The organism is Nonomuraea sp. NPDC049709 (assembly GCF_040674815.1).
GTDB lineage: Bacteria > Actinomycetota > Actinomycetes > Streptosporangiales > Streptosporangiaceae > Nonomuraea.
In genome coordinates this window covers 1-17668 of record NZ_JBFANM010000115.1, presented here as the reverse complement: position 1 = coordinate 17668, position 17668 = coordinate 1, and the positions used below count along the sequence as shown (strand labels likewise).

The 17668-nt window shown below is 70.9% G+C and carries 16 protein-coding genes; 7 read left to right on the top strand and 9 right to left on the bottom strand.

The genetic code is table 11. The annotated features are described in order from the left end of the window. Nucleotides 1-23 precede the first annotated feature (23 nt). On the bottom strand, nucleotides 24-461 hold the full coding sequence (locus AB0J69_RS56290; RefSeq protein WP_364136543.1) for a helix-turn-helix domain-containing protein: 438 nt from the start codon (nucleotides 459-461) through the stop codon (nucleotides 24-26). Between the two features lie 83 nt (nucleotides 462-544). Between AB0J69_RS56290 and AB0J69_RS56285 the strand changes: the two genes are divergently transcribed. Next, nucleotides 545-1771 (top strand): MFS transporter, encoded by a 1227-nt coding sequence (locus tag AB0J69_RS56285; RefSeq protein WP_364136541.1) that lies wholly within the window; start codon nucleotides 545-547, stop codon nucleotides 1769-1771. Nucleotides 1772-1822: 51 nt separating this feature from the next. Here the strand turns inward: AB0J69_RS56285 and AB0J69_RS56280 are convergent, their stop codons facing one another. Together AB0J69_RS56280 and AB0J69_RS56275 are read right to left on the bottom strand one after the other, a co-directional pair. Next, nucleotides 1823-2452, bottom strand: coding sequence for a protein-L-isoaspartate(D-aspartate) O-methyltransferase (locus tag AB0J69_RS56280; RefSeq protein WP_364136539.1), 630 nt, complete (start codon nucleotides 2450-2452; stop codon nucleotides 1823-1825). A 6-nt stretch (nucleotides 2453-2458) separates the two neighbouring features. Further along, entirely contained in the window at nucleotides 2459-3436 is a 978-nt protein-coding gene (locus tag AB0J69_RS56275; protein WP_364136537.1) for a ribose-phosphate diphosphokinase, read from the bottom strand. Nucleotides 3437-3635: 199 nt separating this feature from the next. Between AB0J69_RS56275 and AB0J69_RS56270 the strand changes: the two genes are divergently transcribed. Next, entirely contained in the window at nucleotides 3636-4070 is a 435-nt protein-coding gene (locus tag AB0J69_RS56270; protein ID WP_364136535.1) for a CBS domain-containing protein, read from the top strand. 62 nt (nucleotides 4071-4132) lie between these two features. On the opposite strand, the gene AB0J69_RS56265 is transcribed toward AB0J69_RS56270, so the two are convergent. Together AB0J69_RS56265 and AB0J69_RS56260 are read right to left on the bottom strand one after the other, a co-directional pair. After that, nucleotides 4133-6001, bottom strand: a complete 1869-nt coding sequence (locus AB0J69_RS56265) for a hypothetical protein (RefSeq protein ID WP_364136533.1) — start codon at nucleotides 5999-6001, stop codon at nucleotides 4133-4135. A gap of 172 nt (nucleotides 6002-6173) precedes the next feature. Next, on the bottom strand, nucleotides 6174-7187 hold the full coding sequence (locus tag AB0J69_RS56260; RefSeq protein WP_364136531.1) for a LacI family DNA-binding transcriptional regulator: 1014 nt from the start codon (nucleotides 7185-7187) through the stop codon (nucleotides 6174-6176). 214 nt (nucleotides 7188-7401) lie between these two features. Between AB0J69_RS56260 and AB0J69_RS56255 the strand changes: the two genes are divergently transcribed. The 3 genes from AB0J69_RS56255 to AB0J69_RS56245 all read left to right on the top strand — a co-directional run bounded on the left by AB0J69_RS56255 (nucleotide 7402) and on the right by AB0J69_RS56245 (nucleotide 10326). Next, complete coding sequence (locus tag AB0J69_RS56255; protein WP_364136529.1) at nucleotides 7402-8229, top strand: class I SAM-dependent methyltransferase; 828 nt, start codon at nucleotides 7402-7404, stop codon at nucleotides 8227-8229. Nucleotides 8230-8400: 171 nt separating this feature from the next. After that, complete coding sequence (locus AB0J69_RS56250; protein WP_364136527.1) at nucleotides 8401-9156, top strand: SDR family oxidoreductase; 756 nt, start codon at nucleotides 8401-8403, stop codon at nucleotides 9154-9156. A gap of 108 nt (nucleotides 9157-9264) precedes the next feature. Further along, complete coding sequence (locus AB0J69_RS56245; RefSeq protein ID WP_364136525.1) at nucleotides 9265-10326, top strand: ferritin-like protein; 1062 nt, start codon at nucleotides 9265-9267, stop codon at nucleotides 10324-10326. Between the two features lie 52 nt (nucleotides 10327-10378). Here AB0J69_RS56245 and AB0J69_RS56240 read toward each other — a convergent pair whose 3' ends face one another. Further along, nucleotides 10379-10990 (bottom strand): dihydrofolate reductase family protein, encoded by a 612-nt coding sequence (locus AB0J69_RS56240; protein WP_364136523.1) that lies wholly within the window; start codon nucleotides 10988-10990, stop codon nucleotides 10379-10381. A gap of 189 nt (nucleotides 10991-11179) precedes the next feature. Here AB0J69_RS56240 and AB0J69_RS56235 point away from each other — a divergent pair, with 189 nt between their 5' ends. Then, entirely contained in the window at nucleotides 11180-12190 is a 1011-nt protein-coding gene (locus tag AB0J69_RS56235) for an ABC transporter substrate-binding protein (protein ID WP_364136521.1), read from the top strand. 8 nt (nucleotides 12191-12198) lie between these two features. On the opposite strand, the gene AB0J69_RS56230 is transcribed toward AB0J69_RS56235, so the two are convergent. The 3 genes from AB0J69_RS56230 to aceA all read right to left on the bottom strand — a co-directional run bounded on the left by AB0J69_RS56230 (nucleotide 12199) and on the right by aceA (nucleotide 15833). Then, nucleotides 12199-12999: a transporter substrate-binding domain-containing protein gene (locus AB0J69_RS56230; protein ID WP_364136519.1), complete on the bottom strand. Its 801-nt coding sequence runs from the start codon at nucleotides 12997-12999 to the stop codon at nucleotides 12199-12201. Next, entirely contained in the window at nucleotides 12996-14327 is a 1332-nt protein-coding gene (locus AB0J69_RS56225; RefSeq protein ID WP_364136517.1) for a hypothetical protein, read from the bottom strand. Before AB0J69_RS56225 ends, AB0J69_RS56230 begins: the two co-directional genes overlap by 4 nt. Before the next feature lie 219 nt (nucleotides 14328-14546). Then, on the bottom strand, nucleotides 14547-15833 hold the full coding sequence (aceA, locus tag AB0J69_RS56220; RefSeq protein WP_364136516.1) for an isocitrate lyase: 1287 nt from the start codon (nucleotides 15831-15833) through the stop codon (nucleotides 14547-14549). Nucleotides 15834-16136: 303 nt separating this feature from the next. Between aceA and AB0J69_RS56215 the strand changes: the two genes are divergently transcribed. Further along, entirely contained in the window at nucleotides 16137-17576 is a 1440-nt protein-coding gene (locus AB0J69_RS56215) for a helix-turn-helix domain-containing protein (RefSeq protein ID WP_364136515.1), read from the top strand. Nucleotides 17577-17668: the final 92 nt, after the last annotated feature.

Below are 17668 nucleotides of genomic sequence, written 5' to 3'. Positions count from 1 at the left end.
CACGAACCCGCCCAAGGCAGAGGTCAGTTCACCTTCTGGACGCGAGTTGTGCCGGAGGTGAGCGGCGCGCCGGTGGTGCCGATGGCGCGCAGCTCGGGGACGGCCTCCCCTCGCTGGTCGACGAGCACCGAGTGCTCCTCCCCAGCGGCGAAGGCGTTGCGCTCGCCCCACTGGCGCAGGGCCAGCACCACGGTGAACAGGTCGCGGCCCGCGTCGGTCAGCGCGTAGGTCTGCCGCTTGCCGGATGGGGCGGTGTCCCGGGCGAGGATGCCGTGCTCGGTGAGGCGGCGCAGCCGGTCGGTGAGGATGTTGCGGGCGATCCCGAGCCGCTGGTGGAAGTCGGTGAAGGTGGATGCTCCGTCCATCGCGTCCCGGACGATGAGCAGGCTCCAGCGGTCGCCGACCAGGTCGACGGTCCTGGCCACCGGGCAGCTCGGGTCGGTCCAGCGCTCGGCTGTCATGCACACCCCCATTCGGTTGCTTTTCGAAACCATTCTGCCCTAGCCTCCGATTAGTTGCAATTTGCTACTGATTGGAGGACAGCGTGTCGACGATCCTCGGGGGAGGGCGCAGGTTGCTGCTGGCCGTGGTGTGCGCGGTGGCCGTGGCGAACGTCTACGCCGTGCAGCCCGTCCTGGACGCGGCGGGGTCGGACCTGGGGCTCACGGCCGGCGGTCTGGGATGGCTCGTCGCCGTCGGTCAGGCCGGCTATCTGGCCGGGCTGGTCACGCTCGTTCCGCTGGGAGACGTGCTCGACCGGCGGCGGCTCATCGCCGGCCATCTGGCGCTCACCGCGGCGGGAAGCGCCGTCGTCGCGGCCTCGACGACGGCGCCGCTCGCGCTGGTGGGGCTCGGTGTCGCGGGGATGTTCGCGGTCGTGGTGCAGACGACCGTCGCCTACACGGCCGCCGTGTCGTCACCGCACGAGCGCGGCAGGAACATCGGCGCCGTGACCTCCGGCGTGGTCGTCGGCATCCTCGGCGCCCGCGTGGTCGCGGGCTTCCTGGCCGAGGTGGCAGGCTGGCGCAGCGTGTACGCCGCACTGGCCGCCGCCTCGGTGATCCTGGCCGGACTCGTCCTGATCTCGCTGCCCGCGGACGAGTCGCATGAGGGCGCACGCGGCGGCTACCGGCAGGTGATCGCCTCCATGGGGCGGCTCGTCGCCGCGGACCGGATGTTCCGCAGCCGAGCGGCCATCGCGTTCTTCGTGTTCGCCTCGTTCGGGACGCTCTGGAGCGGTCTGGCGCTCCCGCTGAGCGCCGAGCCGTGGCACCTGACGCCGGCGCAGATCGGCCTGTTCGCTCTCGCCGGGCTCGCCGGCGCTCTCGGTGCCGCCCGCGCGGGACGGTGGGCCGACCGCGGACACGCCGGGCCGGTCACGGGCTGGGCACTGGTGGTCCTGATCGGGTCGTGGGCGTTCACCGCCGGCACCGGGCAGTCCCTGTGGCTGCTGGGCGCGGGCGTGATCCTGCTGGATCTCGCGGTGCAGGCCGTCCACGTCAGCAACCAGCACCTCATCACCACGGCCCGGCCCCGGCAGGCGAGCAGCGTGATCGGCGCGTACATGGCCTTCTACTCCCTCGGCTCGGCCCTCGGCGCGGTGACCACGGCGTGGACGTACGCGACCGCCGGGTGGCCCGCCGCCTGCCTGCTCGGCGCCGGCTACGCGACGGCGGCCCTCGCGGTCTGCGCGTTGTCCCCTCGGCCCCAGCCCGCCGGCGCCGCTCCGCACCGGCCGCCCGGGAGCTCCGAGGAACTCGCCCGGCGGTGACGGGGGTTCCACATGCCGGAACGGCCGCCACGGCTCATCGGGCGCCGGCCGTCAGAGATCGGCGGTGCCCGCGTACTTGCCGACGAGCGGGACGAACTGGGCAGGGGTCAGCGGTCGCACGCGTACCAGCCGGCCCTGTCGCTTGGTGTACAGGGTGACGATGTCGGCGATGTCGCCACTGATCGGCATGACCAGGCGGCCACCCTCGGCCAGTTGCCCGGCCAGCGGCCCCGGCACCGTGGGAGCGGCGGCCGAGACGACGACGGCGTCGAACGGGGCATGGGCGGGCAGGCCGGCGGTGCCGTCGGCGACCTGGACCTCGACGTTGGTCACGCCCGCCGCGGCCAGGTTGGTCCGGGCGTGTGCGGCCAGATCGGGGTGGCGTTCCACGGAATGGACGCGGTGGGCCAGGTGGGCCAGCAGGGCGGTCTGGTACCCGTAGCCGGTGCCGATCTCCAGGACGGTCTCCGTACCGGTCAGCCGCAACGCGTCGATCATCTGGGCGACCAGCGACGGTTGCGAGGTCGGCTGCCCGTGGCCGATCGGGATCGGCTCGTCGAGCTGGGCCCGGCCGGCCGAGCGCGGCGGTACGAAGATCTCGCGCGGCGTGGCGGCGACGGCGGCCAGCAGCCGGGGATCGGTCATCCCCATCTGCCTGATGATCTCCGCCAGCGTGCGCATCGCCGGTCAGCTCTCCCCCTCGAAGAGGCTGGTCACCGAACCCTCCAGGAACACCTCGCTGATGGCCCGCGCCAGCAGCGGGGCGATGGACAACACGACCAGCCGGCCGGAGGGGAAGCGCGTCAGGGTGGGCAGCGTGTTGGTGATGACGAGCCGGGCCAGGTTGGCCTTCTCGAGCCGCTCGACCGCGTCGCCGGAGAACACCCCGTGCGTGGCGGCCGCGAGGACCTGGGTGGCGCCCCGGTCGGCGAGGGCCTCGGCGGCCCGTACCACGGTGCCGCCGGTGTCGATCATGTCGTCGATGATCACACAGGCGCGCCCGGCCACCTCGCCCACCACCTCGTGCACGCTGACCTCGTTCGGCCGCTCGGTGTCCCGCCGCTTGTGGATGATCGCCAGGGGGCAGCCGAGCCGATCCGTCCATTTCTCGGCCACGCGGACCCGCCCGGCGTCCGGCGCCACCACGGTCAGCTGTCGCGTGTCCACGTGCCGGGTGACGTAGTCGGCGAGCAGGGGAAGCGCGTGCAGGTGATCGACGGGGCCGTCGAAGAAGCCCTGGATCTGCGCCGTGTGCAGGTCGACGGCCATGAGCCGGTCGGCCCCGGCTGCGGCGAACAGGTCGGCCATCAGCCGGGCCGAGATCGGCTCGCGGCCGCGGTGCTTCTTGTCCTGGCGGGCGTACCCGAGGAACGGCACCACCACCGTGATCCGCCGGGCGGAGGCGCGCTTGAGCGCGTCGACCATGATGAGCTGTTCCATGATCCACGTGTTGATCGGGGCGGAGTGGCTCTGGATCACGAACGCGTCGGAGCCGCGTACGGACTCCTCGAACCTGACGTAGATCTCGCCGTTGGCGAACTCCCGCAGGTCGATCGGCGTCACCTCGATACGGAGTTCGCGGGCCACCTCGTGAGCGAGATCCGGATACGCGCGGCCTGAGCAGAGCATCAGCTTCTTCTCGCTGACTTGCTTGATCCCCGTCATGACTCCCCCTTGACCGCGATCAGCCGCCCGCGCTTCGGTGCCTCCGCTTCGGTGCCTCGCTACCAGCGCGGCTACCCGGGGCCACGACGTGCTAACAAGGCCCGCAATCCGCAACACCCGCTTCGACCTGCGATGATTCGCCGTCTGAGGGGTAGGCGACAGTTGGAGGTTCCATCGGCACCTGTCGAAGGAGGCACCAATGGGCACACCGGGAACCAACAAGAGGGTCCAGGACGTGATGCACCAAGGGGCCGAGTGCATCGGTGAGCACGACAGCCTGCGCATGGCCACGCAGATGATGCGTGACCTGTCGGTCGGCGCGCTGCCGATCTGCGGGGAGGACGACCGGCTCAAGGGCATCATCACCGACCGCGACATCGTGATCAAGTGCTGTGCGGAGGGCAAGGATCTCGACCGCATGACGGCGGGCGAGCTGGCCCACGGTCTGGTGTGGACGGAGTCCGGCAGCAGCCTCGAGGAGGCGCTGCAGATGATGGCTCAGCACCAGATCAAGCGGCTTCCCGTCCTCGAGAACAAGCGGATCGTGGGCATGGTCAGCGAGGCCGACCTGGCCAAGGAGCTGCCCGACAACAAGCTCGCGGAGTTCGTCCACCGGGTCTACGCACCCGCCTGACCCGGCCCTGACGCCCCGGCCGGGGGTCCGGACGAGCGCCGGTCCCCGGGCGGGGTCCCGGGTCACCCGACGATGACCTTGAGGTCGAATGTGCCCTGGTGAGGGATGCGGAGGGCGTGGAAGCGGCGGGCGCCGTCGCGGAAGTAGCGCACGCTGCCCGCGGCGACGGTCGCCTGCAGCGGGGTGCCCCAGCGGAAGCGGATCGTGGTGCCGCCCCGGCGGACGTCGAAGCCGTCGGCGGTGGCGGTGGTCGAGCCGCCGAACGCGGCCTGCGTGCCGTCGGTGAAGGTGAGGACGTCCCCGGGCTGGAGGACGAGGGGGATCTGCTCGGTGGCGGGGGCGTTCGCGGTGACGGTGCGCCGGATCGTCCGGCGGGTGACCAGGACGTCCGTGGTGACGTTCGCGTTGCCGTAGCGGATGCCGAAGGCGGCGGGGGCCGAGCCGCCGGTCCACTCCGTGCCGCCGCCGGGGGCGCCGCGGAAGTACGTGGCGGGCAGGGAGCCGTTGGAGTCGGGCATCTGGCCGGGGAAGACGGTGGACCAGCAGGCGTGGTTGTTGTCGTTGAGCCCGCAGATGATCGTGCCGGCTTCGGGGTGCCACAGGAAGGTCAGGCCGGTGCGGCTGCGGGAGGCGCGGTTGCCGAAGTAGCCGCCCAGGTACAGGCCGGGCTTGCGGACGTACAGGAAGTCCTGCCCGCCGTCCCTGCGCAGTTCGACGAAGTCGTGCGAGCGCAGGTAGGGCAGGTTCGCGATGGCGGCGGCCCGCTGCCGCCTGCTGGGGAAGCGTTCGCCGTTGAGGCCGTGGGTGAGGATGCGCGGCGAGGTGTCCTGCTTGGCGAGCGGCGCCACCGGGTCGGTGGACGCGGCCCAGGCGGCGCGGGCCTCGGCCAGGTCCTCGCGGGCGGTCATGAACGCCGACAGCAGCGGCACCTGGCGGGTGAACGTCCAGTTGAGCGCGGTCCTGTCGGGGTCGGGCCGGACCTCGTCGTACCAGCGGGCGCTGGTACGGGTGGAGGGGGCGACGTTGACCATGTACCCGGAGCCGTCGGGCTCGCGCAGCAGGTTGTAGGACAGGAAGCCGGTGAAGGCACGGGCCATGTCCACCAGGTTCGGGTCCGGGTTGTGGTGGTAGGCGTCGGCCAGCTCGGGGAGCATGACCTCGAAGTTGTAGTTCATGTCGTGGCCGCGCTCCTCGTGGAAGAAGCCGGCGGGGCTCACGCCGGTCGCGGCGATCCGGGCGAACGCCTCGGTCAGGCTCGTGGCGAGGGCGGGGTCGGGGTCGTGCTTGAGCGCGAACGCGGCCCCGGCCAGGCCCGAGGCGGTCTGGTTGGCGTAGTGGAGGGGTTCCTGCCAGACGGTGCGGTTGCCGGGGTTCAGGAACCACGTCATGGCCGTACGCAACGCGGTGGCCATCTGGGCCTGCCTGGCGGGCAGCACCCCGGCCGAGCGCAGCATCCGCAGGGTCTTGGCCAGGTAGCCGAGCCCGAACCCGGTGGGCGCCAGGCCGTGCTCGTTGCGGCTGTACTCGGGGAAGGAACCGTCGGAGTGCTGGAGCGACAGGTAGTGGCCGAGCGCCGCGTCGAGCGCGGCCAGCAGGTCCGTGTCCCCGGCGTACGGGTTCCACGGGCGGGGGTTGGCGTAGAACCAGGCCAGCGTGAAGACGTGCTCCTGCACGCGGGCGTTGAACGTCGCCGCCGGCGTGCGCCACCAGCCACCGGCGAAGAAGCCGCTGTCGGCCATGTCGTTGACCATGGGCGCGAGCGTGACCAGGTACGGCGCGAAGCGCTGCTCGTGGGGAGCGAACAACGCGCGGTTGACGGGCGGCGGCGGTGCCAGGTCGGGAACCGCGGCGAACGCGGTGCCGGAGGCGAGCACGGGGGCGGACGCCGGGAGCAGGGCAGCGGCGCGGAGCAGGGCACGGCGGGACAGCATGGTCAGCCTTTCAGAGGGGTGTGCGTTCCAGAGGGCGAGCCACAGGCGTCGGCGAACCGGGTGAACGCCTGCGGCGGGGTGAACTTCGACGGGGTGGGGCTCACGACGGGCGGTGCGGGAACGTGCAGCCGGCGCCGAGCGCGTCTCCCCGATGTCTCGACCGGGCGGGGAGCTACCTCCCCTCGCGTACGGGTGCCAGCGTCGATCCCTCGACCAGCTCGCACGCCAGCAGTTCCTGCGGGGTGCCGCCGCGCTCCAGCACCTGGGTGAGCAGCTCGACGGCCCTGCGGCCCATCTCCCGCCGGGGGATGCGGAACCGGGCGAAGTCGATGTCGGTCGAGACGGGCCTGGTGGGCGCGCCCAGCGCGACGATGGACAGGTCGCGCGGCACGTCCAGGCCACGGGACCGGGCGGCCTCGGCGATGGCCGCGCCATCGGCCAGCTCCTCGGCGAACACCACGCTCGCGCCGGACCCGAACAGCCGGTCCGCGGTCGCCAGATGCAGCCCTTCGACCCCGGTCGCGGCCACGGCCTCGGTGAAGCCGCGCAGCCGGTCGGCGTAGGACTCCGCGCCCGCCCCCGCCCCGACGTAGGCCATCCGCCGGTGCCCGAGCGCCGCCGCCCGCTCGACCAGCGCGTGCACCGCCGGCGGGTAGTCCGCTCCGACGAACGGCACCGGCCCACCCGCGTCGTCGCGGCGGCCGACCGAGACGAACGGAATGCCCTCGGACAGCAGCCTGGACAGGTCCTCCCGGTCGATCGTCCGGCCGAGCAGGACGCATCCGTCAGCCAGCCGGATCCGGCTCTCCGCGCTGAAGATCCGCCGCCGCTCACCCCGCTCCACCTTGGCGCTGGTGAACAGCAGCAGGTCACAACCCGCCTCCTCGGCGCACTCCTCGATGCCGACCAGGAACGGGTGGTAGAAATCAGCGCTTTCTGCGGGGAAGACGGCTTCGTAGGTGAACACGCCATAGATGCGGTTGCGCCGTTCGGCGAGCCGGCGCGCCGCCGGGTCGGCCACGTACCCGGTCTCCCTGATCACCTGGAGCACCCGCTCGCGGGTTTCGGGCGAGATCCGCACCTCGCCCTCGGCCCTGCCGTTGAGCACCAGCGACACCGTCGTCTGGCTCACTCCGGCCATGCGCGCGATGTCCTGCTGCGTCAGACGCCGCCCCGAAGCAGTCACAGTACGTATCACCTGTCAGCTGATAATGCGTATTAGTCCAGTCATTGTGAAACCGGACGCAACAGGGCGTCAAGAGATACCCGCGGTGGTAATCCGTATTAGCAGCGGATAACCGCTTCCGGACCGCCTGCGGCCGTGTGACCGGGCCGTGTGACCGGGAGGGTTCGCCGCGAGGGCAGCACGCCGGGCGGCAGCGTGAGGAAGACTCTCTGTCGTGGCAGACGAAGATCGGGTGCTCAGGCACTACGTGCTGAACGACGAGGCAGGTCGTCTCTGGGCTACTCCCCGTGGAGAGCTCACCCGCCGGCGCACCTGGGACATCTTCCAGCGGTTCCTGCCCGAGAGCGGACGGGTCGCCGACGTCGGAGGTGGGCCGGGGACGCACGCGGCGCATCTGGCCGGGCTCGGCCATGAGGTGGTGCTGGTCGATCCGGTGCCGAAGCACATCGAACAGGCCTCCGCTCTCGCTGCCCGCACCGAGAGCGGAGGCTTCTCGTGTCGGCTCGGCGACGCTCGCAGCCTCCCGCTCCCCGACGCGGGCTTTGACGCGGTGCTGCTGATGGGCCCGCTCTATCACCTTGCCGGCGCCGCCGACCGGCAGCTGGCGCTGCGGGAGGCCTTGCGGGTGCTCCGGCCTGGGGGCCGGTTGCTGGCCGAGGTCATCGGCCGCTACGCGTGGGTCATCGACGCGACCACCCGGGGTCTGCTGGGTGATCAGCAGGTCTGGGACACGTTCGACCTGAATCTGCGTACGGGGCTGAGCAACACGCCGGACAGACCCGATGAGGTCTTCTGGGCGTATTTTCACCGGGCGGAGGAGGTGGGGCCGGAAGTGGAGCTGGCGGGCTTCGTCCACGAGCGTCTCTTGGCCGTGGAGGGGTTCGCGGGGCCGCTGGGCAATCTCGAGGAGTTGCTGCGGGAGCCGGAGGCTCTGCTGCGGGTGCTCCGGCTGACCGAGTCCGAGCCGTCCATGCTGGGGGTCAGCGCTCATCTGATGGCGGTGGCGTCGAAACCGATCACCGACGCTGACGACGACCGCTGACCGTCGGCGGGCAACGCCTTCCAGCAGGGGCTGGACCGGCCACGAGACCGGCGTCTGTGACGTGCGGTCCGAAGTTGTTCCGCCGAGGCTGTCACAGCCTGAAGGGCTCCACTGTCTTAGCTGAGGACCGAGGGCGACCAAGTCCCCCGGCTCGGACAGGAGGAGTTCGTCATGAAGATCGTGGTTGTCGGCGGGACCGGGCTGATCGGGTCGAAGCTGGTGACGAAGCTGGGCGAGCACGGCCACGAAGCGGTGGCGGCGGCACCGAACACCGGGGTGAACACCCTCACCGGCGAAGGGCTGGCCGAGGTGCTGAAGGGCACGTCGGTGGTGATCGACGTGTCGAACTCCCCCTCCTTCGAGGAGGCCGCCGTACTGGAGTTCTTCACGACCTCCACCCGCAACCTGCTCGCCGCGGAGGCGGCGGCCGGCGTCGGGCACCACGTCGCGCTGTCCGTCGTGGGTACGGAGCGGCCGCCCGGCAACGCCTACTTCCGGGCGAAGATCGCTCAGGAGAAGCTGATCCAGGAGTCGTCGATCCCGTTCTCGCTCGTGCACGCCACCCAGTTCTTCGAGTTCGTACGGCGCATCGCCGACGAGGCCACGGACGACGGCAAGGTACGGATGCCCCCCGTGCTCTTCCAGCCCATCGCGGGCGACGAGGTCGCGCAGGCGGTCGGCCGGACCGCGGTGGGAACCCCGCTGAACGGCAGGACCGAGGTGGCCGGGCCCGAGGTGTTCCGGATGGACGAGTTCTTCCGCGAGGCGCTGGCCCACTGGGGTGACCCGCGCGAGGTGGTGACCGACCCGCACGCGCACTACTTCGGGTCCGAGGTGCTGGAGCGCTCGCTGGTGCCGGACGACGGCGCCGCCCTCGGCCAGATCCGCTACCGCGACTGGCCCGGCCGGGACGAGCTCCCGAAGTAGCACGGTTCGCACGCGAGGAGAGCACGCGATGAGAGTGCGTGAGGCTCGCGAAGCGCCCGTCTGGTGGCGGTGACCTCCGCCCCTTCCGACAACCGAGGTATGTCACAAATGAACCACTCCCAACCCCGGAACGACGTCACGTCGGCCCGGATCGACACGCTCGACAGCCTGCGCGAGCACCTGCAGTGGGCGGTCGAACTGGAGCACGCGACCCTGCCGCCGTACCTGTGCGCTCTGTACTCGCTGGACCCGGAGCGCAATCCGGCGGCCGCCGAGGTGGTGAGCAGTGTCTTCGTGGAAGAGATGCTGCACCTGGCGCTGGCCGCCAACCTGCTGAACGCCGTCGGCGGCAGCCCGCGCCTGGACACGCCGGAGATGCTGCCACCGCATCCCCGGCGCCTCCCCCACGCCGACCGCTCGCTGGAGCTGTCGCTGCTGCCCTTCGGCGCGGAAGCGCTGGAGATGTTCCTGCGGCTCGAGCAGCCGGCACCGCCCGGCGGCCCGGCCGAGGGCGCCGACTACGAGACGATCGGGCAGTTCTACGCCGCGATCGAGCAGGGGCTGCGCCACCTGTGCGAGCAGCTCGGCGAGCAGGCGGTCTTCAGCGGCGATCCGGCCCGCCAGGTGAGCGGCACCCATTTCCGGCACACCGCCGGGCAGCTGTTCCCGGTGGAGGACCTCGAGTCCGCGCTGGGTGCGATGGAGGAGATCGTCGAGCAGGGCGAGGGCACCGCCCGCGGCGGGGTCTGGGACGGCGACCAGGACATCTTCCACCCCGAACGGGACGAGGTCGCCCACTACTACCGGTTCCAGGAGCTCAAGGCCGGCCGGCGCTACCGGCGCGGCGACACCGCGCAGACCGGGCCCACTGGCGAGACGGTCTCCGTGGACCTGGCCGCCGTGTCGCCGATGCGGCACAACCCGCGGATGGCCGACCACGCCCCGGGCAACCCGATCCGTACGGCGCAGGAACAGTTCAACAGCACCTACTGCGACCTGCTGAACCTGCTGGAGCAGGCGTTCAACGGCAACCCGAAGCTGCTCGCGGACGCCACCGGCACCATGTACGCGATCAAGGGCAAGGCCCAGGCCCTGATGCAGCTGGCCGACGAGGAAGGCACCGTGGCCGGGCCCACCTTCGAGTACGTGCCGCCGGAGTCGCGCGGCTGAGTGCCGTCGACCGGTGGCAGCGGGGAGTGCGCCCGGCGCTCGCCCGCGGGGCCTACGCGCCGGCCCCGTAGGTCCCGTACTCCGGAAGGCCCGTCGACTCGAAGGTGTGCACCGACAGGCCGCCCGGTGTCGTCTGCTGGCCGACGAGCCGCAGGCCGGCCGGGGCGCCGCCGTCCGGGAACAGGCGCCGGCCCCGGCCCACCACGACCGGGGCGATCGCGAGCCGCAACGTGTCGACCAGCCCGGCGGCCAGCAGGGACTGGGCCAGCCGGGCGCTGCCGTGGATCTGCAGCTCCCGGCCGGGCTGCCGCTTCAGCTCGGCCACCTGGGCGGGGACGTCGCCGGACAGGATCGTGGTCGGGTTCCATCCCGCCGTGGTCAGGCTGTGGGAGGCCACGTACTTCGGCAGGCCGTTCATGATGGCGGCGGCGGGATGGTCGGTCATCTTGGGCCAGTCCCGGGCGAAGTTCTGGTAGGTACGGCGGCCGAACAGGAGCGCGTCCGCCTCGCCGAGCCAGGCGCCGGCCAGCCGTTCGAACTCCTCCTCCAGGTACGGCACGAACCAGCCGCCCTGCGTGAACCCGTCACTGGTGTCCTCGTCCGGGGCACCGGGGCCCTGGGAGACACCGTCGAGCGTCAGGAACTCCTGTACAACCAGCTTCATCGCGCACCTCTCTCTTCGGCCTTCGACCGCCGGCGCAGCCGCTTCGGCGGGGAGACACAACCGTCCCACTTCTTGGACTCCGTGGGGCGCGGAAACTCGTCGGCGCCCGTCTCCGGAGGCACGGAGATCGGTTGCGTGACGCCGGTGGTGGAGTGTCGAATGGGATCGGCACCGATCCCTGGAGAGGCTATGAGGCCGTTGGCCATCGCCCTGGTAGTGGTCCTGATGGCCGCGGGCTGTGCGGCTCCGCGCCGGGACAAGATCACGGTCGCGTGCGGTGCGGGCGAGCAGTGGTGCGCGATGATGGTCAAGAGGTTCTCCGATGCCAGCGGAGTGGAGGCCGACTTCGTCCGGCTGTCGAGCGGGGAGGCGCTGGAGCGGATCAAGGCGGCCAGGGAGCGGCAGGAGTTCGACGTCTGGCACGGCGGTCCGGCCGACTCGTACGTGGCCGCCAAGGGTCAGGGGCTGCTGGAGCCGTACAGATCCGAGAAGGCTGGAGAGATCCGGCCGGGATGGGCCGATCGGGAGAACGCCTGGAGCGGGATCTACGCCGGCGTGCTGGCCTTCTGCAACAACACCGAAGAGCTGGCCGAGCGCGGCCTGCAGCCGATCCGCTCCTGGCGGGAGCTGCTGGACGAGCGGCTGCGCGGCGGCGTCGCCCTCGCCCATCCGGCCACCTCCGGCACCGCCTACACCACGTTGTGGACGCACGTGGAGCTCGCCGGCGGCAACCAGGACGCGGCCCTCCGCTACATGCGCGACCTCCACCCGAACGTGCTGCGATACAACTCCTCCGGCAGCGCGGCCGCCGTGCAGGCGGCCAAGGAGGAGGTGGCGGTCGGCGTCGTCTTCTCCCATGACTGCGTCGCCGCGCAGGAGCAGGGCTATCCGAACCTGGAGGTGACCTTCCCGCAGGAGGGCACCGGTTACGAGCTCGGCGGCCTGGCCGTGCTGGCCGGGTCGCACAACCCCGGCAGCGCGCGCGAATACGTCGACTGGGCGCTGAGCGGCGCGTCCCAGCGGCTGGGACCGCTGGCGAAGTTCTACGCCCTGCCGACCAACACCAACGTGCCGGCCCACTCCAAGGCGGCCGATCCGGCGACGGTCAAGCTGGTCTCCTACGACGTGGAGGTCGCCGGGCGGGCCAAGCAGGCGCTCGTCGGCCGGTTCGGCGCGGAGGTCGCCGGGCCGCCCGCCTGATCGCCCGTCTAGGAGCAGCCCTCGAACTGCGGGACCGCGATCACGGACAGGTCGATGCCCGACTTGCCGAACCACTTGTCCAGCAGCATGTGCGCCGTGCCGTCCTGGTACATCTCGGTGATCGCCCGGTTGAGCTCCTCGCAGCCGGCGACGTCGCCCTTGCGCACGCCGATCGACGTCCGTTGTTCGTTGAAGGTCGCGCCGACCAGGTGCAGGTCGACGCCCGGCTTGGTGAGCAGCCCCGCCAGGATCTGGCTGTTGGTGGAGATGGCGTCGATCCTGCCGTGCTTGATCATCTCCAGGCAGACGTTGTAGTCGGGCGCCTCGACGGGGATCGCCTCGACCCGGCGCTCCTGGACGATCCGCTGGGCGATGTTCGTGCCGCGCACCCAGCAGATCCTGCGGCCCGCCAGGTCGCGTACGTCGCGCACCTTGTCCTTGTCGGCCGGCCGCACGGCGATGTCCTGGAAGTCGACGTGGTACGGCCCGGCGAAGTCGATCACCTTCTTCCGCTCCAGGGTGACCGACATGTGGGCGAAGACCAGGTCGGCCCGCCCGTCCGTGAGCACGGTGAGCTGCTCGCCGGCCTTGATCTCCAGCCAGCGGATCCGCTTGCCCAGCCGCGCGACGAGGTCCTTGGCCACGTCGACGTTGAATCCGTGGTAGGCGTTGTCCTGCCCCTTGAAGCTGATCAGCGGGACGTCGGAGCGGATGGCGACGATCAGCTCGTCGTTGTCCACGAGGGAGGCGGGCCGCGTGGTGCCGCACGCGGCGAGCAGCAGGATCAGGCAGATCAGCAGTCGTCTCACCGGTACTCCCTGAGCCGTGGCCAGACGCCGGCCAGGACGAGCAGGGCCCCGGCGGCCAGCCCCGCGGGGATCCACCGCCACAGCGTCTCCAGGGCTCCGTCGCCGCTGTCGATGGCACGCTCGAAGTCGGACTCGTGCCGCCTGACCAGCTCCTCCAGCACCTTGTCGTAGCCTTCGTAGGCCTCGGTGAGCTCGCCGTCCCAGAACTTGATCGCCGTTTCGCCGGGCATGGTCCGCATCCGCGCGTCGGCCTGCTGGAACTTCTGGTAGGCGGCGAAGAGCCGGTGGCGGTCGTCGCCGGTCAGGCCGCCGAGCAGCCCCTCGAAGTCCACGTGCAGCTTGCTCTGGTAGTCGGGCAGGCTGGTGGACTCGACGGCCGCGACCGTCAGCGACTTGTCCAGGAAGGTGTGTTCGTAGGTGTCCTTGCGGAAACGGTCGAGCAGGTAGCGGCTCTCGTCGCCGTGCATGCTCATGCTGATCGCCCGCGCCCTGGTCAGGGTCAGCACCGAGTCGAACCCACGCCGCTTGGCCTCCTCCAGGGCCTCGCCCTGCCGGTTGAGCAGGGCCGTGCCGGTCAGCAGGCCGGCCGCGGTGAGCACGGTGGCGACCACCAGGGCCGGCGCCAAGATCCGGCGGAACCTGCGGGTCAGGTAGACCTGCAGGCCCAGCAGGCAGGCCAGCGCGAGCAGCCCGGTGACGACGACGGCGAAGCTGGCCAGCGAGGTGGCCGACCGCTCGGCGTCGTGCGCGCGCCTGACGATCGTCCCGGTCTCCAGGGTCAGGTTGTACGCCAGGGGCAGCAGCTCGCGGTGCATGAGGTCGGTGGCCTTCTGGTAGGCCTCGACCACGTTGTCGGGCGGCTGTCCCGCCGTGTGCTCGGACTGGGTGTCCAGCAGCCGGGCCTGGGCCGCCAGCCGTTCGTAGCGGCCCAGCCCCTCGATCAGCGACTCGACCGTGCGCTGCTCGACGGGGTCGTCCAGAGCCAGCCGGTACGCCTTGAGCAGGCTCTCGGAGATCTCCAGCCGCCGCTGGTCGTAGCTGGTCAGGTCGGCCTGCTGCTGGGGGCCGTACTCCCTGCCGAGCAGCAGGGTCTCGGCCACCAGCGCGTCCATCTCCGACATCTGCCGGTACAGGCCCGCGGTGGCGAGCACCTGCGGGCCGGCGTCGTGCCCGATGGTGCGCAGGCTGGCGCCCGTGCTCGCCGCGCCCGCCAGGATCGCCGCCAGCAGCAGCGCCAGCGTCACCAGGGACAGCCCGGCCAGCGTGCGGACCCGCCCGGAGACCGACCTCTTGCGCCGGACCGGAGGCGGCGGCACCGTCACCGTCATAGCCTGCTCCGGCGGGAGACGCCGGGATCGTTGGTGCGCACCACGCCTCCCGAGATCGACTCGTGCTGGATTCGAGCATGGCCGCGGGCGCGGCGGGTCCGCAAGAGGAGCGCATGGAGCGCAAAAAATCGGGCCGCGCCAGTGCTGGGGGGAACTGGCGCGGCCCGTTCGCCGGGGGAACCATCCCATGCCCTGGAGGTGGCCGGCGAGTCTGCGGGGTCAGTGGGCGAACTGCTCCTCCTCCGTCGACCCCTTGAGCGCGGTCGTCGAGGAGTCGGGGGCCACGGCGGTGCTGACCAGGTCGAAGTAGCCGGTGCCGACCTCGCGCTGGTGGCGGGTGGCGGTGTAGCCGCGCGCCTCGGCCGCGAACTCGGCCTCCTGGAGCTCGACGTACGCGGTCATGCCGTCCGCCGCGTACCCCTGGGCCAGGTCGAACATGCCGTAGTTCAGCGAGTGGAACCCGGCGAGCGTGATGAACTGGAACTTGTACCCCATGTGCCCCAGCTCCCGCTGGAACTTCGCGATCGTCGAGTCGTCCAGGTGCTTCTTCCAGTTGAACGACGGCGAGCAGTTGTAGGCGAGCATCTGGTCCGGGTACTCGGCCTTGATCGCCTCGGCGAACTCGCGGGCCACGTCCAGGTCGGGCGTGCCGGTCTCCATCCAGAGCAGGTCGGAGTACGGCGCGTAGGCCAGGCCGCGCGCCACGCACGCCTCCAGCCCGTTCCTGACCCGGTAGAAGCCCTCGGAGGTGCGCTCGCCGGTGGTGAACGCCTGGTCGCGCGGGTCCACGTCGCTGGTCAGCAGGGTCGCGGCCTGTGCGTCGGTCCGCGCGACGACCAGTGTGGGGACTCCGGCGACGTCCGCGGCGAGGCGGGCGGCGTTCAGGGTCTTGATGTGCTGGCCGGTCGGGATCAGCACCTTGCCGCCCAGGTGGCCGCACTTCTTCTCGGAGGCGAGCTGGTCCTCCCAGTGCACGCCCGCGGCGCCGGCCGCGATCATGCCCTTCATCAGCTCGAACGCGTTGAGCACGCCGCCGAAGCCGGCCTCCGCGTCCGCCATGATCGGCGCCAGCCAGTACGGCGCGTCGGTGTCGCCCTCCGACCAGGTGATCTGGTCGGCGCGCAGCAGCGCGTTGTTGATGCGGCGCACGACGGCGGGCACGGAGTTGGCCGGGTACAGGCTCTGGTCCGGGTAGGTCTGCGCACCCAGGTTCGCGTCCGCGGCGACCTGCCAGCCGGACAGGTAGATCGCCTTCAGACCGGCCCGCACCTGCTGCACCGCCTGGTTGCCGGTCAGCGCGCCGAGGGAGTTGACGTAGTCCTCGGTGTGCAGCAGGCTCCACAGCCGTTCGGCGCCCAGCCGGGCCAGCGTGTGCTCCTCCTGCACACTGCCGCGCAACCTGATCACGTCTTCGGCGCTGTAGGTGCGCTCGATGCCCTCCCAGCGAGGGTCGTTGTCCCATTCGTCCTGCAGCTGCTCAGCAGCTCCCTTGAGGCGATCGATCATTGTTCGCTCCTTTGCCGTCCCCTGGGTGCTCACGCCGAGTCTCTGCCCCTGGGTGCCGGGTCAAACAGTGCGAAGCTCGCAGAAGAATCGCGAAAATTTCGCCAATGTGCATTACCTGTGGGTATTCAGCTGTGAAGAAATCGCAAGTTTTACCGTTGGCCTAGACCAATCGTTCGGCGAGAACGCGGGCCGGGGCGGGTGGACCGCCGCCGGGAACCGTCCGATCGCGAAGGCTAGAAAATGGGCCGAATTTCTGTCTAAGATGCCGACATGGCCTCCTTGCTGGGCGAAGAACCGCTGTCTTTGACGCAAGAGCTTGATCTGATCGCGTTTGGCCAGCGCCTGCGCCACCTGCGCAAACAACGCGGACTCACGCTGTCCGACCTCGGCTCGCGCGTCAGCAGGGCCCCCAGCCAGCTGTCGCTGCTCGAGAACGGCAAGCGCGAGCCCAAGCTCTCCTTGCTCAAGTCGCTGGCGACCGCCCTGGGCGTCCCGGTCGAGGAGCTGCTGCGCCGCCAGCCCCCCAACCGCCGCGCGCAGCTCGAGATCGCGCTGGAGGAGGCGCAGCGCGACCCGGTCTACGCCGGGCTGGGCCTGCCGCGGCTCAAGGTCTCCGCACGCGTGCCGAACGACGTGCTCGAACACCTCCTCGGCCTGTACGGCGAGCTACGCGCCCGCCAGGCCCGCGGCACCGCCACGCCGGAGGAGGCCAGGGCCGCCAACGCCGAGCTGCGCCGCCGCCAGCGCGAGGTGGGCAACTATTTCCCCGACATCGAGAAGGCCGCCGCCGAGGCCCTCGACGCCGTCGGCTACCGTGCGGGCGCCCTGTCCCAGAGCATGATCCAGAGCCTGGTCACGCACTTCGGCTACACCGTGCACACCGCCCAAGACCTGCCCCGCTCCGTGCGCTCCATCACCGACCTGCGCAACCGCCGCATCTACGTCAAGCACGAGCAGCTCGGCATGCACACCCCGCGCACGATCCTGCTCCAGACGCTCGGGCACCTCGCGCTCGGCCACGACAAGCCGCGCGACTTCGCCGACTTCCTGCGCCAGCGCACCGAGGCCAACTACTTCGCCGCCGCCGTCCTCGTGCCGGAGAAGGCCGCCGCCCTCTACCTTCAGGAGGCCAAGTCCGACCGGGCTCTGTCGGTGGAGGACCTGCGGGACGTGTTCGCCGTGTCGTACGAGATGGCCGCCCACCGCTTCACCAACCTCGCCACCCACCACCTCGGCCTCGTCTGCCACTTCGTGCGCAACGACGCCGGCGGCACCATCTACAAGGCGTACGAGAACGACGGCATCGTCTTCCCCGCCGACGAGCAGGGGGCCATCGAGGGGCAGCGGATGTGCCTGCAGTGGTCGGGGCGGCAGGTGTTCGCCTCGCCGGACCGGTTCTCGGTGTTCTACCAGTACTCCGACTCGCCCACCGGGACCTACTTCTGCGTGGCGCACGTCGATCCGTCGCGCGAGCGGGACTTCGCGATCACGCTGGGGGTGCCGTACAAGGAGTCGCGCTGGTTCCGGGGGCGCGAGACCACCCACCGGACGAAGTCCAACTGCCCGAACGGCGACTGCTGCCGCCGCCCGCCGACCGATCTGGCCGAACGCTGGGAGGGTTACGCCTGGCCGTCCGCCCGCGCCAACTCCCACGTCCTGGCCGCCCTGCCGCCCGGGTCGTTCCCCGGCGTGGACGAGGCCGACGTCTACACCTTCCTGGAACGGCACGCGGCAACCAGCTGAGCCGCCCCTCCGCCGCCGGGCGCGGTAGCCGGTTACGCGGGGTCAGCGGGCGTCGGGGCGTTCCGGCGGGGGGGGGCCCGCCGGGACCCCCC

Bases quoted from the DNA above. Each gene is read 5' to 3' on its own strand.
- AB0J69_RS56270 (WP_364136535.1), top strand. From the start codon at position 3,636: ATGGGCACACCGGGAACCAACAAGAGGGTCCAGGACGTGATGCACCAA.
- AB0J69_RS56245 (WP_364136525.1), top strand. From the start codon at position 9,265: ATGAACCACTCCCAACCCCGGAACGACGTCACGTCGGCCCGGATCGAC.
- AB0J69_RS56225 (WP_364136517.1), bottom strand. From the start codon at position 14,327: ATGACGGTGACGGTGCCGCCGCCTCCGGTCCGGCGCAAGAGGTCGGTC.
- aceA (WP_364136516.1), bottom strand. From the start codon at position 15,833: ATGATCGATCGCCTCAAGGGAGCTGCTGAGCAGCTGCAGGACGAATGG.
- AB0J69_RS56275 (WP_364136537.1), bottom strand. From the start codon at position 3,436: ATGACGGGGATCAAGCAAGTCAGCGAGAAGAAGCTGATGCTCTGCTCA.
- AB0J69_RS56250 (WP_364136527.1), top strand. From the start codon at position 8,401: ATGAAGATCGTGGTTGTCGGCGGGACCGGGCTGATCGGGTCGAAGCTG.
- AB0J69_RS56240 (WP_364136523.1), bottom strand. From the start codon at position 10,990: ATGAAGCTGGTTGTACAGGAGTTCCTGACGCTCGACGGTGTCTCCCAG.
- AB0J69_RS56265 (WP_364136533.1), bottom strand. From the start codon at position 6,001: ATGCTGTCCCGCCGTGCCCTGCTCCGCGCCGCTGCCCTGCTCCCGGCG.
- AB0J69_RS56290 (WP_364136543.1), bottom strand. From the start codon at position 461: ATGACAGCCGAGCGCTGGACCGACCCGAGCTGCCCGGTGGCCAGGACC.
- AB0J69_RS56235 (WP_364136521.1), top strand. From the start codon at position 11,180: ATGAGGCCGTTGGCCATCGCCCTGGTAGTGGTCCTGATGGCCGCGGGC.
- AB0J69_RS56280 (WP_364136539.1), bottom strand. From the start codon at position 2,452: ATGCGCACGCTGGCGGAGATCATCAGGCAGATGGGGATGACCGATCCC.